Annotated in this window: 29 protein-coding genes and 1 riboswitch; of the genes, 21 read left to right on the top strand and 8 right to left on the bottom strand. The window is 34.0% G+C overall.

The genetic code is table 11. The annotated features are described in order from the left end of the window. The first annotated feature begins 61 nt into the window (after nt 1–61). From AC3QL1_RS08085 to tsf, 6 genes are all read left to right on the top strand, one after another. Nucleotides 62–808 carry a ferritin-like domain-containing protein gene (locus AC3QL1_RS08085; RefSeq protein WP_492496633.1) on the top strand — a complete coding sequence of 249 codons (747 nt, stop codon included), beginning with the start codon at nt 62–64 and terminating at the stop codon, nt 806–808. A 26-nt stretch (nt 809–834) separates the two neighbouring features. Continuing rightward, nucleotides 835–1,647: a ferritin-like domain-containing protein gene (locus AC3QL1_RS08080; protein WP_492496631.1), complete on the top strand. Its 813-nt coding sequence runs from the start codon at nt 835–837 to the stop codon at nt 1,645–1,647. 194 nt (nt 1,648–1,841) lie between these two features. Continuing rightward, a complete protein-coding gene (rplM, locus tag AC3QL1_RS08075; RefSeq protein WP_007808911.1) occupies nt 1,842–2,297 on the top strand; it encodes a 50S ribosomal protein L13 in 456 nt (151 codons plus the stop codon). Further along, nucleotides 2,297–2,683 (top strand): 30S ribosomal protein S9, encoded by a 387-nt coding sequence (gene rpsI / locus AC3QL1_RS08070; protein ID WP_007808909.1) that lies wholly within the window; start codon nt 2,297–2,299, stop codon nt 2,681–2,683. Before rplM ends, rpsI begins: the two co-directional genes overlap by 1 nt. Before the next feature lie 176 nt (nt 2,684–2,859). Continuing rightward, the gene (gene rpsB, locus AC3QL1_RS08065; protein ID WP_492496628.1) at nt 2,860–3,654 is read left to right on the top strand and encodes a 30S ribosomal protein S2; all 795 of its coding nucleotides are present in this window, start codon (nt 2,860–2,862) and stop codon (nt 3,652–3,654) included. A gap of 138 nt (nt 3,655–3,792) precedes the next feature. Beyond that, nucleotides 3,793–4,755, top strand: a complete 963-nt coding sequence (gene tsf, locus AC3QL1_RS08060) for a translation elongation factor Ts (protein WP_492496626.1) — start codon at nt 3,793–3,795, stop codon at nt 4,753–4,755. A gap of 79 nt (nt 4,756–4,834) precedes the next feature. Here the strand turns inward: tsf and AC3QL1_RS08055 are convergent, their stop codons facing one another. Further along, on the bottom strand, nt 4,835–6,955 hold the full coding sequence (locus tag AC3QL1_RS08055; RefSeq protein WP_492496625.1) for a M3 family metallopeptidase: 2,121 nt from the start codon (nt 6,953–6,955) through the stop codon (nt 4,835–4,837). Between the two features lie 182 nt (nt 6,956–7,137). Between AC3QL1_RS08055 and AC3QL1_RS08050 the strand changes: the two genes are divergently transcribed. From AC3QL1_RS08050 to AC3QL1_RS07990, 13 genes are all read left to right on the top strand, one after another. Further along, nucleotides 7,138–7,809, top strand: coding sequence for a queuosine precursor transporter (locus tag AC3QL1_RS08050; RefSeq protein WP_492496623.1), 672 nt, complete (start codon nt 7,138–7,140; stop codon nt 7,807–7,809). 14 nt (nt 7,810–7,823) lie between these two features. After that, entirely contained in the window at nt 7,824–8,480 is a 657-nt protein-coding gene (locus tag AC3QL1_RS08045) for a hypothetical protein (protein ID WP_492496622.1), read from the top strand. A gap of 204 nt (nt 8,481–8,684) precedes the next feature. After that, entirely contained in the window at nt 8,685–9,116 is a 432-nt protein-coding gene (locus AC3QL1_RS08040; RefSeq protein WP_492496620.1) for a lipocalin-like domain-containing protein, read from the top strand. A gap of 307 nt (nt 9,117–9,423) precedes the next feature. Beyond that, the gene (locus AC3QL1_RS08035) at nt 9,424–9,873 is read left to right on the top strand and encodes a lipocalin family protein (RefSeq protein WP_492496618.1); all 450 of its coding nucleotides are present in this window, start codon (nt 9,424–9,426) and stop codon (nt 9,871–9,873) included. A gap of 73 nt (nt 9,874–9,946) precedes the next feature. Then, on the top strand, nt 9,947–10,510 hold the full coding sequence (locus AC3QL1_RS08030; protein WP_492496617.1) for a DNA-3-methyladenine glycosylase I: 564 nt from the start codon (nt 9,947–9,949) through the stop codon (nt 10,508–10,510). Between the two features lie 108 nt (nt 10,511–10,618). After that, nucleotides 10,619–10,716: riboswitch (TPP riboswitch) on the top strand. Between the two features lie 62 nt (nt 10,717–10,778). Then, nucleotides 10,779–10,985 (top strand): sulfur carrier protein ThiS, encoded by a 207-nt coding sequence (thiS, locus tag AC3QL1_RS08025; RefSeq protein ID WP_035685836.1) that lies wholly within the window; start codon nt 10,779–10,781, stop codon nt 10,983–10,985. A 121-nt stretch (nt 10,986–11,106) separates the two neighbouring features. Then, the gene (gene thiC, locus AC3QL1_RS08020; protein ID WP_492496615.1) at nt 11,107–12,930 is read left to right on the top strand and encodes a phosphomethylpyrimidine synthase ThiC; all 1,824 of its coding nucleotides are present in this window, start codon (nt 11,107–11,109) and stop codon (nt 12,928–12,930) included. Between the two features lie 52 nt (nt 12,931–12,982). Next, nucleotides 12,983–13,582 carry a thiamine phosphate synthase gene (locus tag AC3QL1_RS08015; protein WP_492496613.1) on the top strand — a complete coding sequence of 200 codons (600 nt, stop codon included), beginning with the start codon at nt 12,983–12,985 and terminating at the stop codon, nt 13,580–13,582. After that, entirely contained in the window at nt 13,549–14,304 is a 756-nt protein-coding gene (locus AC3QL1_RS08010) for a hydroxymethylpyrimidine/phosphomethylpyrimidine kinase (RefSeq protein WP_492496612.1), read from the top strand. The genes AC3QL1_RS08015 and AC3QL1_RS08010 overlap by 34 nt, the downstream gene beginning before the upstream one ends. Continuing rightward, nucleotides 14,294–14,932, top strand: a complete 639-nt coding sequence (locus AC3QL1_RS08005) for a thiamine phosphate synthase (protein ID WP_492496610.1) — start codon at nt 14,294–14,296, stop codon at nt 14,930–14,932. The genes AC3QL1_RS08010 and AC3QL1_RS08005 overlap by 11 nt, the downstream gene beginning before the upstream one ends. Beyond that, nucleotides 14,913–15,689 (top strand): thiazole synthase, encoded by a 777-nt coding sequence (locus AC3QL1_RS08000; RefSeq protein WP_492496609.1) that lies wholly within the window; start codon nt 14,913–14,915, stop codon nt 15,687–15,689. The genes AC3QL1_RS08005 and AC3QL1_RS08000 overlap by 20 nt, the downstream gene beginning before the upstream one ends. A gap of 137 nt (nt 15,690–15,826) precedes the next feature. Beyond that, nucleotides 15,827–16,939, top strand: coding sequence for a 2-iminoacetate synthase ThiH (gene thiH / locus AC3QL1_RS07995; RefSeq protein ID WP_492496608.1), 1,113 nt, complete (start codon nt 15,827–15,829; stop codon nt 16,937–16,939). Nucleotides 16,940–17,044: 105 nt separating this feature from the next. Next, complete coding sequence (locus AC3QL1_RS07990; RefSeq protein WP_492496607.1) at nt 17,045–17,755, top strand: HesA/MoeB/ThiF family protein; 711 nt, start codon at nt 17,045–17,047, stop codon at nt 17,753–17,755. Here the strand turns inward: AC3QL1_RS07990 and AC3QL1_RS07985 are convergent. The 4 genes from AC3QL1_RS07985 to AC3QL1_RS07970 all read right to left on the bottom strand — a co-directional run bounded on the left by AC3QL1_RS07985 (nt 17,752) and on the right by AC3QL1_RS07970 (nt 20,647). Further along, nucleotides 17,752–18,546, bottom strand: a complete 795-nt coding sequence (locus tag AC3QL1_RS07985) for an MOSC domain-containing protein (protein ID WP_492496606.1) — start codon at nt 18,544–18,546, stop codon at nt 17,752–17,754. The two genes, AC3QL1_RS07990 and AC3QL1_RS07985, sit on opposite strands and share 4 nt — an antisense overlap. Next, on the bottom strand, nt 18,546–19,187 hold the full coding sequence (gene aat, locus AC3QL1_RS07980) for a leucyl/phenylalanyl-tRNA--protein transferase (protein WP_492496605.1): 642 nt from the start codon (nt 19,185–19,187) through the stop codon (nt 18,546–18,548). Before aat ends, AC3QL1_RS07985 begins: the two co-directional genes overlap by 1 nt. Before the next feature lie 182 nt (nt 19,188–19,369). Then, nucleotides 19,370–19,741 carry a DUF3127 domain-containing protein gene (locus AC3QL1_RS07975; RefSeq protein WP_492496603.1) on the bottom strand — a complete coding sequence of 124 codons (372 nt, stop codon included), beginning with the start codon at nt 19,739–19,741 and terminating at the stop codon, nt 19,370–19,372. 30 nt (nt 19,742–19,771) lie between these two features. Beyond that, a complete protein-coding gene (locus tag AC3QL1_RS07970) occupies nt 19,772–20,647 on the bottom strand; it encodes a flavin reductase family protein (protein ID WP_492496602.1) in 876 nt (291 codons plus the stop codon). A 160-nt stretch (nt 20,648–20,807) separates the two neighbouring features. On the opposite strand from AC3QL1_RS07970, the gene AC3QL1_RS07965 reads away from it, so the two are divergent. Next, the gene (locus tag AC3QL1_RS07965) at nt 20,808–21,956 is read left to right on the top strand and encodes a sensor histidine kinase (protein WP_492496601.1); all 1,149 of its coding nucleotides are present in this window, start codon (nt 20,808–20,810) and stop codon (nt 21,954–21,956) included. A gap of 147 nt (nt 21,957–22,103) precedes the next feature. Here the strand turns inward: AC3QL1_RS07965 and AC3QL1_RS07960 are convergent, their stop codons facing one another. Both AC3QL1_RS07960 and greA read right to left on the bottom strand, forming a co-directional pair. Next, entirely contained in the window at nt 22,104–22,490 is a 387-nt protein-coding gene (locus AC3QL1_RS07960) for an HIT family protein (protein WP_492496600.1), read from the bottom strand. A gap of 73 nt (nt 22,491–22,563) precedes the next feature. Then, nucleotides 22,564–23,040 (bottom strand): transcription elongation factor GreA, encoded by a 477-nt coding sequence (gene greA, locus AC3QL1_RS07955; protein ID WP_029271926.1) that lies wholly within the window; start codon nt 23,038–23,040, stop codon nt 22,564–22,566. A gap of 154 nt (nt 23,041–23,194) precedes the next feature. Between greA and AC3QL1_RS07950 the strand changes: the two genes are divergently transcribed. Further along, complete coding sequence (locus AC3QL1_RS07950) at nt 23,195–23,611, top strand: Rieske (2Fe-2S) protein (protein ID WP_492496599.1); 417 nt, start codon at nt 23,195–23,197, stop codon at nt 23,609–23,611. Between the two features lie 51 nt (nt 23,612–23,662). On the opposite strand, the gene AC3QL1_RS07945 is transcribed toward AC3QL1_RS07950, so the two are convergent. Continuing rightward, the gene (locus AC3QL1_RS07945) at nt 23,663–25,837 is read right to left on the bottom strand and encodes a TonB-dependent receptor (RefSeq protein ID WP_492496597.1); all 2,175 of its coding nucleotides are present in this window, start codon (nt 25,835–25,837) and stop codon (nt 23,663–23,665) included. Between the last annotated feature and the right edge of the window lie 298 nt (nt 25,838–26,135).

Here is a 26,135-nt window from a genome sequence, read left to right as displayed (position 1 = left end):
TCTTAAAATTTCGTTAATACCTTAATACATGTTATTAACCTTATTAAAAAAACCTTTAATTATGAAAAACGAAGTTAAAATTCATGAAGTAGATCCTTCATTGAATAACAGAAGAAGCTTTCTTAAGCTCAGTGGCTTAACATTAGTTGGCGCAGGTTTGGTTTTAGCTGGTTGCAGCGATAATGATAACGATGAAGAAATGGATGATACTTCATTGCCGGGAATCAGAAATGGTGTTTTCGATTTAGGATCGGGAGATTTTGGCGTACTAACTTATGCTTATGCGCTGGAACAACTTGAAGCAGATTTTTATACCAAGGTGGTAAATGCCACTGGCTTCAATGCTACTTTTAACGATACAGAACGTCAGGTTCTTACTGATTTGTACCATCACGAAGTAATTCACAGAGATTTTTTTAAAGCAGCTTTGAGCGGAGCACTTCCTGATCCGAGTTCTCAACTGCTTCCGTCTTTGGCTTTTAATTATGGCTCTTTAAATTTCAACAGCCGTACAGAAGTTCTTGCTACTGCAAAAGCATTAGAAGATACCGGAGTTGCTGCTTATAATGGAGCAGGAAAATTAATTAAAAGTCCTGATTATTTAGTCTTAGCAGGAAAAATTGTTTCTGTTGAAGCAAGACATGCTTCGGCTATCAGAAGTTTGATAAATCCAAATTCTAAGGATTTTGCCGGTGATGATATTATTAGCACATCAACAGGTTTAGATGTTGCTAAGGATCCTTCAAAAATTTTACCTATTGCAGGAGGATTTATTACGACAAAATTTACTGCCAAATATTTACCTTAATCTTAACTAGCTAAAACTTAGAAATTATGAATATTTTAAAATTTATAGAAACATTTACTGATGATAGCTTAATGAGAAGCACCAGCTCTCGAAGAGACAGTTTTAATCAGTTTGGAAACATAGGAAAAACATTGGCATATGCCTCAATACCATTCGGATTATCTGCAATGGCAAATAAAGCATTAGCAAAAGACATTACTGCAACACCTGCAACGCCAATTGGAGCTTTGCAATTTGCATTGACTTTAGAATATCTTGAAAACGAATTTTATGCCATGGCTTTAGATTCAGGCGTAATTCCGGCATCAGAAAATGGCGGGCGTGATTTAAAAGTTTTCCAACAAATAGCAGCACACGAAGCAGACCACGTTTCTTTTTTAATTGCAGGACTGGGTGGAACAGCAAGTGCTAATTTTGTTCCGAAACCTACTTTTGACTTTACTGTTGGCGGAGCATTTGATCCCTTTGGAGATTATCCAACCTTTTTAGCTTTGGCACAAGCCTTTGAAGACACAGGAGTAAGAGCTTATAAAGGTCAGGCCGGAAATTTAATAACTACTCCGGATTTATTAACGGCTGCATTGCAAATACATTCTGTAGAAGCGAGACACGCATCAGAAGTGCGACGCTTACGCGGATTAAAAGGATGGATTTCTAATGCCGAAAGAGGTGCCGGAATGCCCGAAGCTACCCAAGCAGTTTATGCCGGCGAAGGAGTTACAATGCAGGCAGGTTATAATACGGCGACTTTATTTGGAGCTGCCGCAGGATCAGAAGCTTATGATGAACCACTTGGAACACAACAAGTAGTAGATATTGCCAATTTATTTATTGTTTAATAAAAACAAATCTAAATATTGAAACCACCTTCGCGTTATTGTGAAGGTGTTTTTTTTTTATTGTTTTAAATAAAAAACTGATGTCCTGATTTTCAGCATATAAAATAATCTTTTCAGGTATTTGGTTTTAAAATAATTAATTGTACTTTTGCATCCCCTTTATTGGGGATGGAATGTTTAATTAAAATAATATTATGGACGCATTAAGCTACAAGACAATTTCAGCTAGCAAAGCCACTGTAACAAAAGAGTGGATTGTTGTAGACGCTGAAGGTCATAACTTAGGTCGTCTTGCTTCAAAGGTTGCGATGATCTTAAGAGGTAAGTACAAACCAAGTTACACACCACACGTTGACTGTGGAGATAACGTAATTGTTATCAACTCAGAAAAAATTAACCTTACAGGTACAAAAATGAATGACAAAATTTACATGCGTCATACAGGTTACCCAGGAGGACAAAGAACTTTAACTGCTAAAGTATTGCAATCTAAAAACCCTGCATTATTAGTAGAGAAAGCTGTAAAAGGAATGTTACCTAAAAATAAATTAGGAGCTGAACTTTTTAGAAATCTAAATGTTGTTGTAGGATCTGAGCACAAACAAGGAGCTCAAAAACCTAGAACTGTTAACCTAAACGATCTTAAGTAATGGGAGTTATTCACAAAATCGGTAGAAGAAAAACCGCTGTTGCACGTGTATATGTTTCTGAAGGAACAGGAAAAATCACTGTAAACAAAAAAGAATTCGCAACTTACTTTCCAACTGCAACTTTACAATACAAAGTTTTACAACCAATGTCTATGACAGAAAATGTAAACAACTTTGATGTAAAAGTAAACGTTTACGGAGGTGGTTCAACTGGTCAGGCAGAAGCTGTAAGAATGGCATTAGCACGCGTTATGTGTGAAGTAAATGCTGAAAACAGAGCTATCCTTAAACCAGAAGGTTTATTAACAAGAGATCCAAGAATGGTTGAACGTAAGAAATTCGGTCAGAAGAAAGCTCGTAAGAGATTCCAATTCTCTAAACGTTAATATTACCTGTCTTGTACATTTGGTACAGGACATCATCAATTATTTATTGAAATTAAAAAACACAGTTGTTGTTGCTCTCCTATCGAGGTAGGAAATAGTTTAGCATCTAAATGTATAAAGCCTGGGAAACCGCCATTTATACATTGCTAATCAACAGAACGTAAACTAGTACAAAAATGGCAAACAAAATAGAAGTAAAAGACTTACTAGAAGCAGGTGTTCACTTCGGACACATGACTAGAAAATGGGATCCAAATATGGCCCCTTACATTTATATGGAGCGTAATGGTATTCACATTATCAATCTATATAAAACTGCAGCAAAAATCGAAGAGGCTAATGAAGCTTTGAAAAAAATCGCTGCATCAGGTAGAAAAATCTTATTCGTAGCTACCAAAAAACAAGCAAAAGACATCGTTGCTGATAAAGCAAAAGCTGCAAACATGCCTTACATCACTGAAAGATGGCCTGGTGGAATGCTAACTAACTTTGTAACTATCAGAAAGGCAGTTAAAAAAATGTCTTCTATTGATAAAATGAAGAAAGATGGTACTTTCATGACGTTATCTAAAAAAGAGCGTTTGCAAGTTGATCGTCTACGTGCTAAATTAGAGAAAAACTTAGGTTCAATTGCTGATATGTCTAGACTACCTGCAGCATTGTTCGTAGTAGATATCAAAGCTGAACACATCGCAATAAAAGAAGCACAAAAATTAAACATTCCAGTTTTCGCAATGGTTGATACGAATTCTGACCCAAGAGAGGTTGATTACGTTATTCCTGCAAATGATGATGCTTCTAAATCAATTGACAAAATTTTGTCTTTAGTTACTGCTGCTGTAATCGAAGGTCTTTCTGACAGAGGTTCTGACAAAGAAACTGAAGTATTTACAGAAGAAGCTGCTGACGCTGCTCCTGCTGCAGAGGCTGCACCAGCTGTTGAAGCTGCTGCTCCTGCAACTGAAGAATAAATCAAATTTTAAATTCCAAATTTTAAATTCCAAATTCCAAACACAAAATTAAAAACGTTATGTTGATAATTTAATAAAATTGGAGTTTGGGATTTAAAAGATGGAATTTTTACTTTTAACATTAAAATTCAAAATATTATGGCAACAATTACTGCTGCAGACGTAAATAAATTAAGACAAACTACAGGTGCCGGAATGATGGACTGTAAAAAAGCTTTAGTTGAAGCTGACGGAGATTTCGATAAAGCGATACAAAACCTTAGAGAAAAAGGACAAAAAGTTGCTGCTAACCGTTCTGACCGTGAGTCTTCTGAAGGAGCTGCTGTTTCTTTTGTTAATGCTGAGAAAACTAAAGGAGCTATCATTACTTTAAACTGCGAAACAGATTTCGTAGGTAAAAATGAAGCTTTCGTAACTTTAGCTAAAGATTTAGTAGAAAGAGCTATTAACTTCTCTTCTAAAGAAGAATTTTTAGCGTCAGATTTCAACGGAATTACTGTTGCTGAAAAATTAATTGAGCAAACTGGTGTTATCGGTGAAAAAATCGAAATCGGTGGTTTTGAAATTTTAGAAGGTGCTTTTGTTGGATCTTATGTTCACGTTAACAAAATTGCTGCATTAACTGCAATTTCTGCTGCAATTCCTAACGCTGACGTTTTAACTAAAGATGTTTCTATGCAAGTTGCTTCTATGGGAGCTGATACATTATCTTACAAAGATTTTGATCCTGCTTTCGTTGAATCTGAACTTGCTGCTCGTATTGCTGTAATCGAAAAAGATAATGAAGAAGCAAAACGTTTAGGAAAAACTTTAAAAAATGTTCCTAAATATATTTCTTACTCTCAATTAACTGAAGAAGTTTTAAAACAAGCTGAAGAAGATGCAAAAGCTGAATTGAAAGCTGAAGGTAAACCAGAACAAATTTGGGATAAAATTATTCCAGGAAAAGTGCAACGTTTCATCTCTGACAACACAACTTTAGATCAGGAAAAAGCATTACTAGACCAAAACTTCATCAAAGATGACAGTAAAAAAGTTGGTGATTATGTTAAAGGATTCAATGTTGAAATTACAGGTTTCAAAAGAGTTACTTTAGGTTAATATATTATTATTTCAATATAAAAGAGCCCGAATATTAATTTATTCGGGCTCTTTTTTTATTTAATTGTATTCTTCTTTTTTATTTTTTCTTCTCTATAATTGGAAAATTTCTGGCGCGCATTAAGGCATCCGATTTAGGAGCTCTTCCTCTGAAATTCTCATAGGCCTGCTCCTGATCAATCGTATTTCCGACACTAAAAACAGTCTCATTCAAACGTTTCGCCACTTCTTTATCATACGGGCCTTTTCCTTCTAAAAAAGCTTCATAAGCATCTGCATTTATAACATCTGCCCATAAATAACTGTAATATCCGGCAGCATACCCATCTCCAGAAAAAATATGCCCAAATTGAGGTATCCTATGACGCATTACAATTTCTGATGGCATATGAAGTGCATCCAAAGTTTCTTTTTCAAATTTATGAGGATCAATTGTTGTAGTAGTCAAATGAAGTTTCATATCAATTAGAGAGCTGGAAATAGTTTCTACAGTAGCAAATCCTTCATTAAAATTAGCTGCCTTTTCTATTCTGTCTACTAAAGATTGTGGCAAGGGCTGATTTGTTTTATAATGCAAAGCAAACTTATTCAGAACTTCCGGAGTCGCTAACCAATGTTCTAATAATTGAGATGGAAATTCTACATAATCTCTCGCAACCGATGTTCCTGCTAAACTTGGATACGTAACATTCGAACATAATCCATGAAGTGCATGTCCAAACTCATGAAATAAAGTTGACGCATCTTCCCATGAAATCAAAATCGGTTCGTTTGCATTTCCTTTAATAAAGTTACAATTATTAGACACAATTGTAAGCATTTCACCGTCCATTTTTTGCTGATCACGATAAGAATTCATCCACGCACCAGAACGTTTTCCTGCACGCGCATAGGGATCAAAATACCACAATCCAACCGCTTTGCCGGTTATCTTATTACTTACTTCCCAAACACGAACATCAGGATGATAAACCGGAACATTTGTAATTTGCTTAAAGTTTAAATTAAACAACTCTCCTGCAACCCAAAACATACCTTCACGTAAATTTTCTAATTGCAAATAAGGTTTAACTTCATTTTGATCCAAATCATATTTTGCTTTTCTAACTTTTTCTGCATAATAACGATAATCCCATGGCTGAATCTTAAAATTCCCGCCTTCAGCATCTACGATTTTTTGCATTTCGGCAACATCCTGATGTACTTTTTCAACAGCCGGTTCCCAAACTGATTCCATTAAGGCTAATGTTTTCTGAGGATCTTTTGCCATTTTATTAGACAAACTCCAATCTGCAAAAGTAGCAAACCCTAATAATTTTGCTTTTTCAGTACGTAATTGCAAAATAGAAACAAGGGTGGCATTATTGTCATTTGCATTGCCATTGTCACCGCGTTTTACAAAAATATCAAATGCTTTTTCTCTCAAATCCCTGCGTGTTGAGAAAGTTAAAAACGGCTCAATTGATGAACGTGTATTAGCAATACAACCCATTACATCTAATTTTCTGGTTTTAGCTTCAGCAATTGCAGCATTCTTCACCTCTATTGGCAAACCATCAAAATCACTTTCTGTTTTTAATGGCACGTATTGATTGTGTTCTTCCGCTAATAAATTCTGACTGAATTTTGTAAAAAGACTAGCTAATTCCTGATTAATCTTAGCTACTTTTTCTTTGTCTTTTTCATTCAATTTAGCACCTTCACGAACAAAATCAGTATAATACAACCAGATTAATCGTTGTTGTTCACTAGTTAGTTTTTTGCTTTCTTTAGAATTGTATAAACTCTCTATCCTTGCAAATAATTTTTTATTCTGAAAAATTTTATCATTGAATTCAGATAATTTTGGCGACATTTCTGTCTCAACAGCATTAAATTCCGGTGTACTTAAATTTGAACTATAGATACTATAAACGGTATAAATGCGTGCAATTGTTTTTCCTGAACGCTCTAAAGCGGCAATCGTATTATCAAAAGTTGGCTCTTTTGTGTTGTTGGCAATAGCATCTATTTCACTAAGTTTTTCCTGAATTGCAAATTGAATTGCCGGTTTAAAATCTGAAACTTTATACTCATTAAAAGCAGGAACCCCTCCATAAGGTCCTGTCCATTTTTTAAGCAATGCATTCTCTGAAGTGGTTTGTGCGCTGGCGGCGAATAAAGATGATCCCATAAGAAAAATTGTCATTAATTTTTTCATTATCATTAATTTGATTTGATGTAAAGTAAAACATGTATCTAATTCAAATGTAACTAAAAATCAGCGTTACAAAGAGAATTTTAACTTTCACTACCTCTCAAAAACTTACTTTTATTTAAAATTATCCATTCAAAATTATTGAGAATACCTTAAATTTGAATTATCATTTACCAAATACCTATATGTTTAAAACAAAAAAAGAAATTGTTTTTGTAATTCTGGCTGGAATTTTCATAACAAATGCCGTTGTCGCAGAACTAATTGGCGGAAAATTAATTCAAATTGGACCATTTGTAATGAGTATTGGAATTCTACCCTGGCCAATTGTTTTTCTGACTACAGATTTAATCAATGAGTATTTTGGAGAAAAAGGAGTTAAAAAGCTTTCCTTTATAACCGCCTGTCTAATTGCTTATGCCTTTTTAATATTATTTATGGCAATTGTAATTCCTGCAGCAAAAGGAATAAGCCCCGTAAATGATGAACAATTTCAGGCTGTTTTTGGACAAAGTATGTGGATAATTATTGGTAGTTTAATAGCCTTTATGGCATCTCAGGTAATTGATGTGTGGATATTTTGGTTTTTTAAAAGAAGAACCGGCGAAAGAAAAATATGGCTTAGAACAACGGGATCAACAGTGATTTCACAATTATTTGATTCGTTTATTGTACTTGGAATTGCCTTTTGGCTTCCGGGAAAAATTGATTTTAAAACCTATATTACATCAGGATTAACGGGTTATTTGTTTAAACTTTCAGTTGCAATAGTATTGACTCCATTGATTTATTTAGGACATCATCTCATCAAAAAATATTTAGCAGAAGACGAGGAAAATCATCCTCAAAAACCATAAGATGAATTACCACAATGAAAAAAAATACTATCATTATACTTTTTTATGTAGCATATTGCTTTTTTAGCTGTGGTAACGATGAAAAGAAACAGCCTAAAAAAAAGCTACATCCTGTTAACACTTTAAAACCCGTATCTGAAACAGTTCTTTCTGATGCAGGCACCATTACAACATCAGTTAAAAATAAAAGTACTATTACAAATACTAAAAAAGTATTGCTTCCTGTCCATTTAACGGATAGCTCGCAAACTGAAAAAGAAAATAATACAACTCCGCCGATAGAAAACGAATTAAGTAACCAACTAATAAGTTTTATCAATATTCGTAAGATTCTTTCAGGCGCTGAAATCGGAGAAACCATAACGCAGAAAGAATTAATTGACAACTTTGAAATTCCCAAAGATGCCGTCAAACTTGTAAAAAGTGTTACAAAAACTGCCGAAGATGAAATTGCACTAAAATGGCATTCGACTTGGTTTTTAGAAAAAATATCAGATGCTAAACTACGTGATGGCCGAATGAAAATTAAATTTGTTGCCAATAAAATGTACACTTCCGGCAAGGCAATTGGTATAAAATACAATAAAAAAATTTATAATGATTTAGTAATTATTGGTCGGTCTGCTTACATCCCAAATGTAAAAGGTTATCATTGGCAAATAGGAAAATAAAATTATTCTTCAATTAATTTATCCTTAGAAAAATTTAACAAGTTCATTTTTACAACAAAAAAAAGGCTTTTTTAACAAGAAATCTGGCTATCAATACGTTGCACAGAAATGTAAAATAAACACGAAAAAACCTGTTATATTTTGTTAATTTTTCAAAAAAGATTCTATTTTTGCCAAAAAATTAACAATTAAAAACCCCCCAAAATGAAAAAATTAAGCATTTTATTTGTGTCTCTATTGACATTAGGATTAGCAGTAACATCATGTAGTAGTGACGATGATGATAATGGAACTATCGAAGGAAAATGGGAACTTACTGATGTAGGTGTGGCTGCAAATGGACAAGAATTATTGCAACCAGCTACTAATGAAGGATGTTCTAATGATATCGTAGAATTTAAAGCAGACGGTAAATTCATCGATAGTTATTCTGAATTCACTGATAATAAATGTAACGCTTATACTCAAGAAGGAACATGGACTAAAGATGGCAGCACATTGACTAAAAAATATGCTAGCGACGATGAGGAAAAATTTGAAGTTACTGAATTAACAGGAAGCAAATTAAAAATTAAATTCACTTATTCTGAAGGAGGAATTTCAGTGTCAGCTGTACAAGTTTACAAAAAAATCTAGTCATATCGACATATAAATTTTGAAGCCTCAAGCTATTAAGTTTGAGGCTTTTTTTTATGGTTTAAATTTCTAATTCATCAAATAAACTTATTTTAAAATTAGCAAAAAAATAGGCTGTAAGTATTTTACTTTTAAAAATGAAAAATATTGAATTATAATCATACTTTATCAGAAAAAAGTTTCAATAATTAATGTAATTTATATTTTTTAACAAATTCACTTAAAAAAACGTATAAATACCTGTTCACATATTAAAAATTGTCCTTAGTTTTGTTAACTAAATTTTAACAAACAAAAACGACCCCAAATGAAAAAATTAAGTGTTTTATTTTTATCAGTATTAGCCTTAGGATTAAGTACTACATCTTGTAACAGCGATGATGATAACCTTTCAATTGAAGGAAAATGGGAACTTTCCCAAATAGGCGGAGGAACCGTTGGCGGAGAAGAGCAAGTAATTGATTACCCAACCGAAAACTCATGTGCTAAACCAATTATTGAATTCCTTAAGGATGGTGCATTAATCACTACGTACAGCCAGCCTAATGAAGGGAAATGCGAATCTTTTAGTCAAAATGGAGCCTGGAGCCAGGACGGAAACAACTTGATGATTAAAGAATCAATAGAAGAGGATGATAGCGACTATGAGCAGAAATATGAAATTAGAGACCAGACAAAAGATAAATTTAAATTATATCTGAGTGTGACGTCAGAAGGTGTTACAAATTATCAATTTATTATTTTTGTTCGCAAATAAGAATATTTAATTAAAATAATTTAAACCTCAAATCCAGCCGATTTGAGGTTTTTTTATACATTTGAAATAAAAAATGGAACCTATAAGATGCAGCTGGTGCACTTCAAGCGATTTATATAAAAAATATCATGATGAAGAATGGGGCGTTCCTGTTTATGATGATCCTACTCTGTTTGAATTTTTAACTTTGGAAACCTTCCAGGCCGGTTTGAGCTGGATAACAATTTTAAACAAAAGAGAAAATTTCAGAAATGCATTTGATCATTTTGATTATAAAAAAATAGCCAATTACTCTGAAGATAAAATCGAAGATTTATTGCAAAACACAGGAATTATTCGAAATAAACTAAAAATAAAAGCAGCCGTTTCAAACGCTCAGGCTTTTATGAAAGTACAAGACGAATTTGGAAGTTTCTCTAATTATATTTGGAAATTTACTAATGGAAAGCCCATTATAAATAATCCAAAAACCTCAAAAGATGTCCCTGCTACTACTCCACTTTCAGATGAAATCAGCAAAGATTTAAAAAAAAGAGGCTTTAAATTTGTTGGCTCAACTGTTGTTTACGCACACATGCAAGCCACCGGAATGGTCAATGATCACGCTGAAAATTGCTTTACCCGAAAGGGAAAGTAGTCGCAGTTTTTAGTCTCAGTTTTCAGTTTTTTAGATCTTAATTTTTTAAGTTACAGACTGAAAACTGAAAACTGAGACTGAAAACTTTAAAAAAAACATTATATTTGCTTCACACTTTAGGGGTGTCTACAAACTTGTAGGCTGAGATTTTACCCTCTGAACCTGATCTAGTTCATACTAGCGTAGGGAAAAGTAAGATGACTTCTCGCGCATTTTTATGCGTAATTGTAGCCATTCCTAAAGTATAACTATACTAATTCAAAAAGGAATGGAACTAAAAATCAACCAACAAATCAAAAAATTCAATGCTGAATCGCTAAGCGTTCAATCATTGCTCGATCTCGAAATTCCAAACAAACAAAACGGAATCGCCGTTGCCATTAACAACACTGTTGTTCCAAAAATCAAATGGAACGAATTCCTTGTACAAGAAACTGACGAAATTCTAATTATTTCTGCTACACAAGGAGGCTAGGTTTTTAAAATTCCTAATTAATCCCGAGGCTTCGGGACCAAATCCATGTCGTGTAGATCAAAGACGCACTGCAGTGCGCCTCTACAATAACTCTTAACTTATAACTCATAACTTCTTTCCTATGACTAACGAAGAACAAATTTCCAGAACCCCTTTTCCAAATTCCAAAAAAGTATATGTAAGTGGTGAAATTCATCCTATAAAAGTGGCGATGCGCGAAGTAATTTTAAGCGATACCAAACTTTCAAATGGCGGAATAGAGAAAAATCCACCTGTAACCGTTTATGATACTTCCGGAGCTTATACAGATCCAAATATTGAAATCGACATTAGAAAAGGATTACCTCGCTTACGCGAAAATTGGATTCTTGAACGAAATGATGTGGAAATCTTAAACGAAATAACTTCTGATTACGGGCAAAGCAGATTGAAAGATGAGAGTTTAAATCATCTTCGTTTTGAATATCTGCATCAGCCAAAACGAGCCAAAAAAGGTGCCAACGTAACACAATTATATTATGCCAAACAAGGAATTATCACTCCTGAAATGGAATATATTGCAATTCGCGAAAACCAAAGAATTGAACTTTTAAACGAGCAGACCCAAGCCATGAAATGTCAGCACAGTGGACATAGTTTTGGAGCCAATACACCAAAAAGTAAAATTACTCCAGAATTTGTTCGCTCTGAAGTAGCTTGTGGAAGAGCTATAATTCCGAATAATATTAATCATCCGGAAAGCGAACCGATGATTGTTGGCCGTAATTTTTTGGTAAAAATAAACGCCAATATTGGAAATAGTGCCGTGACTTCGAGCATCGAAGAAGAAGTAGAAAAAGCAGTTTGGGCTTGTCGTTGGGGCGCTGATACGATTATGGATCTATCGACAGGAAAAAACATTCATGAAACAAGAGAATGGATTATTCGTAATTCGCCTGTGCCTATCGGAACCGTTCCTATTTATCAGGCTTTGGAAAAAGTAAAAGGAATTGCTGAAGATTTAACCTGGGAAGTTTTTCGTGATACTTTAATCGAACAGGCAGAACAAGGTGTTTCGTATTTCACGATTCACGCCGGAGTTTTATTGCGCTACATCCATTTAACCGCAAATCGTGTTACGGGAATTGTTTCGCGTGGTGGATCAATCATGGCAAAATGGTGTTTATTTCATCATAATGAAAACTTTTTATACACCCACTTTGAAGAAATCTGCGAAATCATGAAACAATACGATGTCGCCTTTTCTCTTGGAGACGGTTTACGTCCGGGTTCTATTGCTGATGCCAATGATGCAGCACAATTTGCCGAATTAGAAACATTGGGCGAACTGACAAAAATTGCATGGAAACATGATGTTCAGGTGTTTATTGAAGGTCCCGGTCACGTGCCAATGCACATGATCAAAGAAAATATGGACAAACAATTAGAACATTGCCATGAAGCTCCGTTCTATACTTTAGGCCCTTTAACAACTGATATTGCACCGGGTTATGACCATATTACATCTGCAATTGGAGCAGCGATGATTGGCTGGTACGGCTGTGCAATGTTGTGTTATGTAACTCCAAAAGAACATCTTGGTTTGCCAAACAAAAAAGATGTTAAAGACGGTGTGATTACCTATAAAATTTCTGCCCATGCTGCTGATTTGGCAAAAGGACATCCGGGAGCACAATATCGTGACAATGCTTTAAGCAAAGCCCGTTTCGAATTCCGTTGGGAAGATCAGTTTAATTTGGCATTAGATCCGGATACTGCGAGAGAATTTCATGATGAAACACTTCCTGCCGATGGAGCAAAAGTGGCTCATTTTTGTTCTATGTGCGGACCAAAATTCTGCTCAATGAAAATATCTCAGGAAATTAGAGATGTGGCTGCCGCCGAAAAAGGCATGCAGGAAAAATCAGAAGAATTTATTGAGCAGGGGAAAGAGATTTATATTTAAGAGTATAGAAAATAGAAGAAAGAGAATAGAGAAAAGAATAAAGAGGGAAGATATGATTGTGATAACAAATCCTGTTTTTGTTGAAGATGAAATTAAGACCATTCATGCTTTACTTGCAGAGGGATTGCCTTTGCTTCATATTCGCAAACCTGATTTTTCTGAGATGGAAATGGCGCAGTTTATTCATCAGATAAAACTCGAATTCAGATGTAATTTGGTTTTGCACAATCATCATCAATTGGCGGAAGATTTTGGAATTAATCGTGTGCATTTTTCTGAAAAAGAAAGAAAACAAAACATTGATTTTCCTGCAAGGTTTCTAAAATCTTGTCGATATAACTCAACATCAACACATTCAATTGATGATTTTAATGAGCTTGATCATTTTGATTATGCTTTTTTAAGTCCTGTTTTTAAAAGTATTTCTAAAGAAAATTATTCTCCGGAAACCAACCTTTTTGAAGCGCTAAAATCAAGAACAAATATTCATACAAAAGTTATCGCTTTAGGCGGAATTGATTCGGCAAACATTCAAAAAACACTTGAAAATGGTTTTGATGATGTGGCGCTTTTAGGAACTATCTGGAAAAATGAAAATCCGTTAAAACAATTTAAATTATGTCAGAAAATCGTCCAATTGCACTTAGTATAGCTGGTTTTGATCCTTCCGGAGGCGCAGGAGTTTTGGCAGATATCAAAACATTCGAACAGCATCAGATCACAGGATTTGCTATTATAACGGCAAATACAATTCAAACTGAAAACGAGTTTTTTGATATTCAATGGATAAATGTAAGCTATGTGATTCGATCGATAGAAACCTTATTTGAAAGATATAAAATTGATGCGGTAAAAATTGGAATTATCCCGAATCTGCATTATTTAAATCGAATTCTTTGCACGATTAAATTGTTATCTCCGTCTACTAAAATTGTTTGGGATCCGGTTTTAAAATCGAGTACAAAATTTGAGTTTATGAGTATTGAAAATCGGTTGGATTTAAATAAAATCTTATCAAAAATTGATTTGATTACGCCAAATTATAACGAAATTGAAATTTTATTTCCGGGTTTTATTCAGCATCAGCTTCGAATGCAGAACGAAATTTCAACGGCTGTTTTATTAAAAGGCGGACATAATCCTTCAGAAATTGGAACGGATCGTTTGTTTTTAAAAAATGAAATCATTGACTTATTGCCTTCAGAAAAAAAATGCTTTGAAAAACACGGTTCGGGCTGTGTTTTATCAGCTGCAATCGCCTCAAATTTTGCATTAAATCAAACTCCGAAAGAAGCTTGTAAAAATGCAAAAACTTACATAGAAAAATACCTGAGTTCAACATCAACTTTAATTGGATATCATTATGTACAATAAACTGCAATACATTTCACAAGGAAAAACGATCGAAGAACAATTGTATAATATTCATCAGGCCTTAGATGCCGGCTGCGATTGGATACAAATGCGTTTTAAAGACCAGACTGCCAAAGATACTTTTGCTTTAGCGGAAGCGGTAAAATTTTTATGCGAAGAATACCTCGCCAATTTTATTGTGAATGATAATCTTTATCTCGCCCAACAAATTGCTGCAGATGGCGTGCACTTAGGTTTAACCGATATGAATATAGCCGAAGCCAGAGCTATTTTGGGAACCACAAAAATTATTGGGGGAACGGCAAACACTTTTGAAGATATTGAGAATCATGTAAAAAACGGTTGTGACTACATTGGTTTAGGTCCTTTTCGATTTACTCCAACCAAAGAAAAACTAAGTCCGATTTTAGGTTTATCAGGCTATTTTGAGATTCTTAAAAAACTCAAAAACGACAATATTAAGATTCCGGTGTATGCTATTGGTGGAATCACTTCACAAGATATTAGTCCATTAATGGAAACCGGAATTCACGGAATTGCCGTTTCCGGAATAATCACAAAAAGTGATGAAAAGAAAAAATTGATTCAACAACTAAACGAAAAATTATATGCAAACGTCATTGTTTAACATTGGTGATAAAACATTCCAATCGCGTTTGTTTTTAGGAACAGGAAAATTTGGTTCGAATCTGGAAATGGAAGAAGCTATTTTAGCATCAGAAAGCGAATTGGTAACTGTTGCTTTAAAACGCATTGATCTGGAAACGGAAACAGATGCAATTTTATCGCATTTAAAACATCCCAATATTCATTTATTACCCAATACTTCCGGCGCAAGAAATGCAAAAGAAGCTGTTTTTGCAGCTCAATTGGCTCGAGAAGCATTAGAAACAAATTGGGTAAAACTGGAAATTCATCCCGATCCCAAATATTTAATGCCGGATCCTATTGAATCATTAAAAGCAACGGAAGAATTGGCTAAACTCGGTTTTTTTGTTTTGCCTTATATACATGCCGATCCTGTTTTGTGCAAACATTTAGAAAATGCAGGAACAACGGCTGTAATGCCTTTAGGATCTCCAATTGGCAGCAATAAAGGTTTAAAAACCATTGATTTTTTAGAAATCATCATAGAACAAAGCAACGTTCCTGTAATTGTAGATGCGGGAATTGGTGCTCCGTCAGATGCCGCAAAAGCAATGGAAATTGGCGCTGATGCTGTTTTAGTTAATACTGCAATTGCTGTTGCTGGAAATCCCAGATTAATGGCAGAAGCTTTTAAAGAAGCGGTTATTGCCGGCAGAAAAGCTTTTGAGGCTAAAATTGCCAATCAATATAATCATGCTGTTGCTTCTAGTCCTTTGACTTCTTTTTTATATGACTAGGTTTTTTAACCGCAAAGTTCGCCAGGTTTTTACGCAAAGTTCGCAAAGCTTAGCGCACTTTTTAGTCAAACAAAAAAAAGACACAACTTAGCGAACTTTGCGTAATTCTTAGCGCTCTTTGCGGTAAAAAACAAACTATGAAAACATTTAAATCGGTTTTTGAACAATACGACTGGGATTCCATTCAATCTAAAATATACAAAACAACTTCTCTAGACGTAGAACGCTCTTTGGCAAAAACCAAAAGAAACTTAGACGACTTCTTAGTTCTAATTTCTCCTGCAGCTCAAAATTATTTAGAGCAAATGGCTCAGGAATGCCATGAAATCACCAAAAAACGTTTCGGGAAAACCATTCAAATGTATGCGCCGCTTTATTTAAGTAATGAATGCCAAAACATTTGTACGTATTGTGGTTTTAGTTTAGATAATAAAATCAAACGTAAAACACTTTCTGATGCTGAGATTAAAACAGAAGTTGAAGCTTTGAAAAACCTTGGTTTTGACCACGTTTTATTGGTTACTGGAGAAGCAAATTATAGTGTAAATATTAATTATTTTCTGAATGCAATTTCCTTAATCCGGAAAGATTTCTCGATTATTTCTGTTGAAGTTCAGCCACTTTCTACAGAAGAATACGAACGTTTGCATGAAGCCGGAGTTTATTCGGTTTTGGTATATCAGGAAACATATCATCAGGAAGTTTACAAAAAATATCATACGAAAGGAAAGAAATCCAATTTCGATTTTCGTCTTGAAACACCTGACCGAATTGGAATTGCCGGAATTCATAAAATTGGTTTGGGCGTTTTATTAGGTTTGGAAGATTGGCGAACCGATAGTTTTTTTAATGCTTTACATCTGGATTATCTTCAAAAGAAATACTGGCAAACTAAATATTCGGTTTCTTTTCCCAGATTGCGTCCTGCGGAAGGAATTATCGAACCTAATTTTATTATGGATGACAAAGATTTAACGCAGCTTATTTGTGCCTATCGATTGTGGAATGAAGATTTGGAAATCTCGATTTCGACCCGTGAAAATGAAAAATTCCGAAACAATATTATTCCAATTGGCGTAACAAGTATGAGCGCTGGTTCTAAAACAAATCCGGGTGGCTATGTTGTTGATCCACAGTCTTTGGAACAGTTTGAAATCAGTGATGATCGTTCAGTTGAAGAAATCGCTAAAATAATAACTAATTCCGGCTACGAACCCGTTTGGAAAGACTGGGATAAAAGCTTTTGTTAGAAAAATTCCAAATTCCAAATTCCAAATTCCAAATTCCAAATTCCAAATTCCAATAATTTAAAATCATCAATCTAAAATCATCAATCTAAAATCTAAAATCCCCAAATGAGCATTATACAAGATTTTTTACGCTACAACAGACAAACTATTTTACCCGAAATTGGAGATGAGGGTCAGGAAAAACTCAAAAAAGCACGTGTTTTAGTAATTGGTGCCGGAGGTTTAGGTTGTCCGATTTTACAATATATTGCTACAGCCGGAGTTGGATTTATTGGAATAATGGATTTTGACACTATTGAAATTCACAATTTACACAGACAGATTTTATATACCGAAAATGAAATTGGACAGGAGAAATCTCTTGTTGCCAAAGAAGTTGTTTCAAAATTAAATCCGTTGATTGCAGTTATAGCAATTCCGGAAAAATTGACTTCAGAAAATGCTTCAAAAATCATTCAGCAATATGATATTGTAGTTGATGGTTCTGATAATTTTGCAACGCGTTATTTGGTAAACGATACTTGTGTTCAATTTCAGAAACCCTTAGTTTACGGAAGCATTTTAAAATTTGAAGGACAAATTGCGGTTTTTAATCATAATGGAAGTAAAAATTTACGTGATTTATTTCCTGAAATGCCAGATCCAAAGGATGTTCCAAACTGTAATTTGAATGGCGTTTTAGGAACTTTACCAGGAATTATTGGTACCATGATGGCGCACGAAACACTTAAATTAATTTTGGAATTACCTTCTTTAAAAAACGAATTGGTGATTTTTAATACGCTAAACTGGAGTTTTACAAAACTGAATTTTTAAAAAGAAATTTCATCTCCCACTTTAATCAATCCGCTATTTAAGCTCACAATATTGGTTCCGAAGAAAACTAAATTATCTTTTTTTCGATATTTGCTTAAGGTTTTTAAAGGTTCTTTTTTTACAATACCTTTTTGCGGATCATTATTTACCATGATACATCTTCCGCAAGGTTTGATATTTTTAAACTGAACTTCTCCAATCTTAAAAGTACCTAAATCATCTTCTTCATGCGCAATTTGACTGCTGATGACAATATTGGGGCGAAATCTTAAAACAGTGATTTTATGTTCTAATTTTTCATTCAAAAAATCAAGGCTTTCTGTTCCAACTAATAAATAAGGATATCCATCGGCAAGACTTACATTGAATGTTTCTTTGAGTGTTGAACTTTCATGTTTTCGATCTCCGCTTTTGATAATTTTAACGAGTTTACATTGAAATCCTAAACGTTCACTAAACCAGTTCGACGTTACTTTGCTTACTTCAACAACGTCACTTTTATCGTCCCAGACCTTTGAATCTATTAGCTCATCTAAATGTTCATTAACTGAAAATTCATGTTTATAATCTTCAAAATTTATAATGATTTTTCCATCTGAAATTTGAGGGTAAAACTGACTCAAAATAGGATATTCTCTTTGCGTTATATGTATGTTTTCATCATTAATCAACATCCATCGACGGTCGTTTTCAAAACCCATTTCTTCTGCAAAAGCTTCCTGGCAACTGATTCCCGCAAGACTTTTTATCGGATAAATATAAATTTCCTTTACAATATGTATTGCACTCATTATTTTTTGTTTTCTAAAATAAACATAAATTCTTCACGATCAATTTCGCGACAGCCTAAACTTTCTAAATGTGAATTATAAACCTGACAATCCAAAAGTTTATAATTTCCTTCTTTTAAATAATTGACCAAAGCGATAAAAGCCACTTTTGAAGCATTTGACACCTTCGAAAACATACTTTCACCACAAAAAACATCACCTAAATCTATTCCGTATAAGCCACCAACCAAAATCTCATCCTGCCAAACCTCAACAGATTTTGCGATTCCCTGGGCATGTAATTCACAATAAGCATTGATCATTTCGTTAGAAATCCAGGTTCCGTTTTGACCTTCGCGTTTGATATTCTGGCAATTCGAAATAACGTCTGCAAAATTTTGGTTGAAAGTTACTTTAAACTGCTTTCTATTCAAAACATTACGCATACTTTTTGACACAATCAATTCATCGGGAAACAAAACCATTCTAGGATCTGGCGACCACCACAAGATAGGTTCTCCTTCATTAAACCAAGGAAAAATACCGCTTTTGTACGCCAATTTTAATCGCTCCGGATTTAAGTCGCCGCCAATTGCCAGAATTCCTTCTTCATCAGCTTCTGAAACGGGAGGAAAAAATAAATCTTTTAATACGTAATACATCTTTTAAATAAAATTCCAATTTTTTAATCCCGAAGCCTCGGGACCAAATTCCAAATTATAGAAATCTTTGACAAAGTTTAAAACTTTGGCAAAGATTTATAAGATACAAAAAATTCCAAACTCCAATTACAAAATAAATGTATTGGAATTTGGAATTTAAACTTTAAAGATTTAACCCTTTTTTAGAAAGGTAAATCGTCTGGTTCGTCTTCGTTTAAATTTGTTGCCGGAGCAAAAGCTTCTGCAGCAGGCATTGGTGGAGTTTGTGCCGCTCCTTCCGGTGCTACTCTTTCGATTCTCCAACCTTGAATACTATTGAAATATCTGGTTTCTCCTTGTGGATTAACCCATTCTCTTCCTCTTAAATTGATAGAAACTTTTACTGCCTCTCCTTGCTTATAGCTACTCAATAAATCGCATTTATCTTGTGTAAATTCGATTAAAATATGTTGTGGATATTGCTCATCTGTAGTAACAACCAGTTCTCTTTTTTTGAATGAGGCACTAACTTGTTGCTCCGGGTTTACCACTTTTACTTTTCCTATAACTTCCATCTTCGTCTATATTAATTATTGTTTCTTTTCTTATTTTTTTGCTAAAAGTACTTTCCAAGCCGACACAACATCCTCTTTGTCAAGGTATTTCTTAGCTTCTAAATGTATTTTCTCCTGATCATCGGAACTTAAAACTCCTTTCACAGAAAAATTTTCTTTCACAAATATACTAACTTCTTCCGTTGTAGGCAAGGCTTCTATATTTCCTAATTTTCCTAAATCATTTCCATCAAATACAGGGCTTTCCTTTATATAATTCGGAATAACATCTACTCCAACTCCCAAAGTTGTCAGTGGTTTTTGCACTTCAAAAAGTCCTTGGTTAGATCTTGAATACCAATTATTTCCCAATCTCGAAACCAGGTCAATTTTATGCTGATCAATTGCTCCGTTTTCATCTAAAACCGATTCGTGAATGTGCATTTTTACTACTTCACAAAGTACCAGATTCCCTGCTCCGCCTTCTGTTCCTAACGGAATAATCTGTGTGACTTTGCACTCAAACTGCACCGGAGATTCTTTTACACGATATGGTTTTACCAAATCTGATGGAATTTGTGTTAATCCGGCTTTTATAAATTCGTTTATACCTTCTGCATATTCTGTGCTTGCTAACGAAGTTTGCTGTACCATATCATAATTTATAACATTTATAACAACTTCACGTGTTGCTTCAACATTAATTAAAGTATGTTTTACCGTATTGTCACGAACACGTCGGGCTGGTGAAAAAACCAAAATTGGCGGATTGGCACTAAACACATTAAAGAAACTAAAAGGCGATAAATTGGGAATTCCTTTTTCGCTGATGGTACTGGCAAAAGCAATAGGCCTCGGCCCAACGGCACTTTGCAGATAACCATGTAATTTTGCTATTGGTATTTCTTTTGGATTAATGCTAATCATAATTTTTACTTTTAAACCAAAGCTCTTTTTGGTTACTGCAAAAGTATAGAAATGGTTTAAGCCAAAGAAATAGTTTTGGCTTTAAAAACGAAAATCTTTAAACGTTTACAAAATATTAAATGTGTATATTTCGTTATATTTATACCTCAAAAATTAATTTATGTCTTTTTCTGAAAGAAGAAATACAACCCGCTGGATTATCATTTTCATTTCATTCACAATTATTTCCCTGATTCTTTGGAACACTTATACTTTTTTCCAAATTTTCAAAAATGAAGAACGAATCAAAATGAAACTTTTGGCAAATGCACAAATCGCATTGATTAATGCTGATGAAAATACCGATCTTGAGCTTCCGCTTCAAATTTCGAGCAATAATACTTCGATTCCGGTTATATTAACAATGTATGACAAGATTCTTACCACCAGAAATGTTCCCGACGAAGTATTAAACGATGAAAAAAAATCAATGCAGTTTTTAAGGAATCTGAAAAGTGAAAATGAACCTATTGTTTTTGAATATTCTCCCGGAAAATACCAAAAATTATATTACGGAAATTCGGCTTTACTGAACAAACTTAAATATTATCCAATTGCTTTATTGTTAATTATCTTTTTGTTTGGTGCTTTGATTTACAATTTTTACAAAAGCACCAAAATGGCAACCCAAAACAAACTTTGGGCGGGAATGGCAAAGGAAACTGCACATCAGATTGGTACGCCTTTATCATCATTAATTGGCTGGGTTGAGATTTTAAAAACCGAGGAAATCGATCAATCCATAACTTTTGAAATTCAAAAAGATATTGAACGTTTGCAAACCATTACCGATCGTTTTTCTAAAATTGGTTCTGTTCCTGTTTTAGAAGAACATGATATTGTTGAAGAAACTTTAAATTCATACGAATATCTGCAATCTCGTTTTTCAAAACAAGTTGCATTCTCTTATCATGCGCCTGACGAGCCAATTTTAGCCATGATAAATCCAACATTACATAGCTGGACAATTGAGAATTTGGTAAAAAATGCAATTGATGCCATGAAAGGAAAAGGTACTCTGGAATTTAATATCGAACAGGATGCTCATCATGTCAAAATAACCGTGAAAGATTCAGGAAGCGGAATTCCGAAAAAGCAATTCAAAACCATATTTGAACCTGGTTTCACGACCAAAAAACGCGGTTGGGGATTGGGACTTTCTTTAACCAAAAGAATCGTTGAGGAATACCACAGCGGTAAAATTAAAGTCTTACATTCTGAAATAGGAAAAGGAACTACTTTTCAGATTCAGTTAAATAAAAAAGTGTAGCAAAATTTACTTTACTACACTTTTAATTTTTTTATTTCTGAGCGATTTTTTTGTCAGGCTGAGCGGAGTCGAAGCCCCTTTATGTCCAATTAGAACCTGGCTTCGACTACGCTCAGCCTGACATATGTAACAAAACGTTAAATAATATTACAAATTCGCCTGAATACTTTTGGCTAATGCCTCAAATTCTTCTTTAGAAAGTTTTACTTTATTGTGAAAACGCATTTCATCCATTTCATTCAAAGGAATCAAATGAACGTGTGCGTGAGGAACTTCTAAACCTACAACTGCCATTCCGACTCTTTTGCACGGAACCGTTTTTTCTAAGGCAATTGCAATTTTCTTAGAAAACTTCATTAATCCCAAATACAACTCATCTTCCATGTCAAAAATCTTGTTGATTTCTTGTTTTGGAATACAAAGCGTGTGTCCTTTTGCATTTGGATTTACATCTAAAAAAGCCAGATAATTTTCGTCTTCGGCAATTTTATAAGCTGGAATTTCTCCGTTTACTATTTTGGTAAATATGCTCATTGTGTAATCGTTAATTTGGTAAATTGTTTAACCGATTAAACAAATAACCGATTAACCAATTAAACATTATAATTTAGTCTCTTGAAATTTCAAGAATTTCGAATTTCAAAACTCCGTTTGGTACTGTAATTTCAGCTACTTCACCAACAGATTTTCCAAGTAAGCCTTTTCCAATAGGAGACGTTACCGAAATTTTTCCGGTTTTAAGGTCTGCTTCACTTTCAGCAACAAGTGTATATTTCATTTCCATTCCGTTGCTTTGGTTTTTAATTTTTACGTTAGAAAGTACCAGCGCTTTCGAAACATCAAGTTGTGATTCGTCTATTAATCTTGCGTTAGAATATACTTCTTCTAATTTAGCAATTCTCATTTCTAATAAGCCTTGCGCTTCTTTAGCGGCATCATATTCTGCATTTTCAGATAAATCTCCTTTGTCTCTTGCCTCTGCTATATCTTGAGATGCCTTTGGACGCATTACACTTTTTAAGTGCTCCAACTCATCTTTTAATTTTTTTAATCCTTCTGCTGTATAATAAGATACTTTACTCATAACTTCATCGTTTATATAAATACAAAAAATCCCATCGGGACGGGATTTTGTATTACAAATATACTATTATTTTTAATAGTACATAATTATATGTTAATCATATAGAATTCAAATCGAAATAATTTAATTTTGTTTTACTAATACATTTAAAATAATGAAAAAAATCTGGCTCTTTATCGTATTAACGGGTGTGCTTTTATCTTGTAGCGACAATAATAAAACGAATAACAATCCTAACATTCCTAATTATTCGGTTAATGCTTATCTTAATACAAGTTTGCCAACCTACAATAATCTTCTATATGTCAGCAGCCCTGTATATGTTGCCAATTATGGCGCAAAAGGTATCATTGTAATGAAAACCGGCGAGGGAACTTATAACGCTTTTGATGCTGCATGTCCAAATCAGCCTTTGACATCTTGTACTGCTATGACAATTGATGGTATCTATGCCGTTTGCTCGTGCGATAAAACTTCTTACAATTTATTTACAGGACTTGGAGGCCAGGAATATCCAATGAAACAATATCGCGTTGAATTAGCCGGAACATCCGTTCACGTTTATAACTAAATAAAAAAGCCTGAAAGTTTAAATTTTCAGGCTTTTTTATTGCTGTTCTTTTTAGAATTTTAATGTTAATCCGGCTAAGAAATTAATTCCCGCCTGAGGATAATAGTAAGGATAAATATCATACATGTATCCGTTTGAAACATATTGTTTATCCAGAATATTGTTTACCAAACCAGTAATCATTATTGATTTGAAAATTGAATTTGGTTTAATTTCAAATGATACATTCAAATCGTTTACAAAATAATCTGCCAGTTTAGCATCTGGTAATTCTATATTATTCATGTATTGTTCACCAACATATTTTTGCAATAACGAAAGATGTAAATTCTTAATTGGGCTATAAACAATAATATTTCCGGCAATTACTTCTGGTGAATAAGCAATAGATGTTGTTCCGTAATTTTGTCCTTCAACATCCAGATCAACATTCTTATTACTGCTCAAAGTGAAGTTTGGACGCAGCATAAATTTTTCTGAAAGCTTAATTGTTGCATCAACTTCAAAACCCAAACGATAACTTTTTTCGCTGTTTGAACGAATTGGAGATCCAACGTCGTCTAAAGTTCCTGTCAGGATCAATTGATCTTTGTACGCCATATAATAAAAGTTTGAATTCAGTTGAAATTTCTCTGAATTGAATCTCCAGCCTAATTCAAAATCATTTAATTTTTCCGGTTTTACATTTCCACCTTCATAATCCGTTCTGTTTGGCTCACGATTGGCTCTTGCATAAGAGAAATAAAGTGTGCTTTTTTGATCGATTTCAAAGTTTAAACCTGCTTTTGGATTAAAGAAATTGAAATTATCATCGACCAAGCCAGTTTCATAACTATTTGCTTTATATGTTACATTTCGGTATTGCAAATCGCCGTAAAAACTTAATCTTTCTGTTAATTGATAATTGGCTTTCGCGAAAATATTTCCGTCTGTTTTTGTCGAAAAATCATCATAATAATGATCTCCCAATTCTGATTGAGACGCATATCTAGCCCAGATTACTTTTCCGTAATGATCGCCTTCATATTTATTCCAGCCTCCGCCTAAGATTACATCAAACTTTTCATCTTTGTATTTTAGAGAAAAAGTTGTTCCGTAAAAATCATTATCCAACCATTTTTGACGTACTAAATCAGTTGTCGCTATTGCATCAACAGGCAATAAACCATACTCAGCCATATCGGCATCTTCCTTATAATTTTCGTAGTAACCTTTTCCTTTGGTATAATGAACAGCTAAGTTACTGCTCCATTTATCAGACCATGATTCGCTCCAGTGCAATTGATAATGATCTTGCTGATAATTATCCGTTTCATTGTCATAATAACGCGTATTTCCGGCTTCGTCTGTATATGCTCCTGCGGAGTTATACCTGCGGTTTGAGTTTAAAGTTTCAGCATCGATTCCGTTCCAGGATTGGTATGTTTTTTCAGTTCCTCCAAAAACCAAAGCTTTAATCAATGTTGTTTTACCAACGTAACTTCCCTGTAAAAAATAAGATTTCAAATCAGAACTTGCGCGATCTATGTAACCATCAGACTTAAGCGTAGACAAACGTCCGGCCAATTCAAAATGATCGTTTAATAAACCGGTACTAAATTTTACAGTATTTTTATTTGAATTGAAACTTCCGTAAGAACTTGAAATCTCGCCGTTTGCTTTAGAGGCATAATTATCTGTCAGCATATTTAAACTCGCTCCAAAAGCAGAAGATCCATTTGTTGAAGTACCAACGCCGCGCTGCAATTGTAAACTTTCTACAGAAGAAGCAAAATCCGGCATGTTTACCCAAAACGTTCCCTGACTTTCAGCGTCATTATACGGAATTCCGTTTATGGTCACATTTACTCTCGTCGCATCGCTTCCGCGGACTCTGATTCCGGTATAACCAAAACCATTTCCTGCATCAGAAGTCGTCACAACAGAAGGCAAATAATTCATCAAAATTGGAATATCCTGACCCAGATTCCGATATTTAATATCTTTTTTATCCAGATTACTAAATGAAACCGGCGTTTTTGTAGTAACACGAACTGCAGAAACCAAAACATTATCAAGCTGATTGACCTGAGTTGAATCTTGTTCTTGTGAGAAAGAGTAAAGAGAATAGAATAAAGAGAATAGAGTAAATAAAATAGATTTAGTCCCGGCTAGATTTCGAACCTTTGAACCTTTGAACCTTTGTACCTTTGTACCTATAAAAGTACCTTTAATAATAGTTTTCATCCGTAAAAAAATTACGAATAAAAGGGGGAATTATTCTTTTTGTTAAATTAATAAATGTGTTTCTTACGACAAAATATAGTGTGCACGCTAACAATTGTCGTTTTTTCCCTTAGCAACATTACTCGCTCAGGTTCTTTGGGTATGATCTCAGCTCGTTTTTTAGAGCACCCCTTTGAGACAGTGCAAATGTAAACTTTAAAAATCAAATTCCAAAAATTGAAATTCCAAATTCCAAAAACAATTAGTTCACAAAAACAAAATTCTAAATTCCAATTTAACTCTGTAAGTGAGTTTTGGA

The organism is Flavobacterium sp. GW823-FHT04A11, from assembly GCF_058796535.1.
This window is presented reverse-complemented; position numbering and strand designations above follow the sequence as displayed.

Bases quoted from the DNA above. Each gene is read 5' to 3' on its own strand.
- AC3QL1_RS08085 (WP_492496633.1), top strand. From the start codon at position 62: ATGAAAAACGAAGTTAAAATTCATGAAGTAGATCCTTCATTGAATAAC.
- AC3QL1_RS08080 (WP_492496631.1), top strand. From the start codon at position 835: ATGAATATTTTAAAATTTATAGAAACATTTACTGATGATAGCTTAATG.
- rplM (WP_007808911.1), top strand. From the start codon at position 1,842: ATGGACGCATTAAGCTACAAGACAATTTCAGCTAGCAAAGCCACTGTA.
- rpsI (WP_007808909.1), top strand. From the start codon at position 2,297: ATGGGAGTTATTCACAAAATCGGTAGAAGAAAAACCGCTGTTGCACGT.
- rpsB (WP_492496628.1), top strand. From the start codon at position 2,860: ATGGCAAACAAAATAGAAGTAAAAGACTTACTAGAAGCAGGTGTTCAC.
- tsf (WP_492496626.1), top strand. From the start codon at position 3,793: ATGGCAACAATTACTGCTGCAGACGTAAATAAATTAAGACAAACTACA.
- AC3QL1_RS08055 (WP_492496625.1), bottom strand. From the start codon at position 6,955: ATGAAAAAATTAATGACAATTTTTCTTATGGGATCATCTTTATTCGCC.
- AC3QL1_RS08050 (WP_492496623.1), top strand. From the start codon at position 7,138: ATGTTTAAAACAAAAAAAGAAATTGTTTTTGTAATTCTGGCTGGAATT.
- AC3QL1_RS08045 (WP_492496622.1), top strand. From the start codon at position 7,824: ATGAAAAAAAATACTATCATTATACTTTTTTATGTAGCATATTGCTTT.
- AC3QL1_RS08040 (WP_492496620.1), top strand. From the start codon at position 8,685: ATGAAAAAATTAAGCATTTTATTTGTGTCTCTATTGACATTAGGATTA.
- AC3QL1_RS08035 (WP_492496618.1), top strand. From the start codon at position 9,424: ATGAAAAAATTAAGTGTTTTATTTTTATCAGTATTAGCCTTAGGATTA.
- AC3QL1_RS08030 (WP_492496617.1), top strand. From the start codon at position 9,947: ATGGAACCTATAAGATGCAGCTGGTGCACTTCAAGCGATTTATATAAA.
- thiS (WP_035685836.1), top strand. From the start codon at position 10,779: ATGGAACTAAAAATCAACCAACAAATCAAAAAATTCAATGCTGAATCG.
- thiC (WP_492496615.1), top strand. From the start codon at position 11,107: ATGACTAACGAAGAACAAATTTCCAGAACCCCTTTTCCAAATTCCAAA.
- AC3QL1_RS08015 (WP_492496613.1), top strand. From the start codon at position 12,983: ATGATTGTGATAACAAATCCTGTTTTTGTTGAAGATGAAATTAAGACC.
- AC3QL1_RS08010 (WP_492496612.1), top strand. From the start codon at position 13,549: ATGTCAGAAAATCGTCCAATTGCACTTAGTATAGCTGGTTTTGATCCT.
- AC3QL1_RS08005 (WP_492496610.1), top strand. From the start codon at position 14,294: ATGTACAATAAACTGCAATACATTTCACAAGGAAAAACGATCGAAGAA.
- AC3QL1_RS08000 (WP_492496609.1), top strand. From the start codon at position 14,913: ATGCAAACGTCATTGTTTAACATTGGTGATAAAACATTCCAATCGCGT.
- thiH (WP_492496608.1), top strand. From the start codon at position 15,827: ATGAAAACATTTAAATCGGTTTTTGAACAATACGACTGGGATTCCATT.
- AC3QL1_RS07990 (WP_492496607.1), top strand. From the start codon at position 17,045: ATGAGCATTATACAAGATTTTTTACGCTACAACAGACAAACTATTTTA.
- AC3QL1_RS07985 (WP_492496606.1), bottom strand. From the start codon at position 18,546: ATGAGTGCAATACATATTGTAAAGGAAATTTATATTTATCCGATAAAA.
- aat (WP_492496605.1), bottom strand. From the start codon at position 19,187: ATGTATTACGTATTAAAAGATTTATTTTTTCCTCCCGTTTCAGAAGCT.
- AC3QL1_RS07975 (WP_492496603.1), bottom strand. From the start codon at position 19,741: ATGGAAGTTATAGGAAAAGTAAAAGTGGTAAACCCGGAGCAACAAGTT.
- AC3QL1_RS07970 (WP_492496602.1), bottom strand. From the start codon at position 20,647: ATGATTAGCATTAATCCAAAAGAAATACCAATAGCAAAATTACATGGT.
- AC3QL1_RS07965 (WP_492496601.1), top strand. From the start codon at position 20,808: ATGTCTTTTTCTGAAAGAAGAAATACAACCCGCTGGATTATCATTTTC.
- AC3QL1_RS07960 (WP_492496600.1), bottom strand. From the start codon at position 22,490: ATGAGCATATTTACCAAAATAGTAAACGGAGAAATTCCAGCTTATAAA.
- greA (WP_029271926.1), bottom strand. From the start codon at position 23,040: ATGAGTAAAGTATCTTATTATACAGCAGAAGGATTAAAAAAATTAAAA.
- AC3QL1_RS07950 (WP_492496599.1), top strand. From the start codon at position 23,195: ATGAAAAAAATCTGGCTCTTTATCGTATTAACGGGTGTGCTTTTATCT.
- AC3QL1_RS07945 (WP_492496597.1), bottom strand. From the start codon at position 25,837: ATGAAAACTATTATTAAAGGTACTTTTATAGGTACAAAGGTACAAAGG.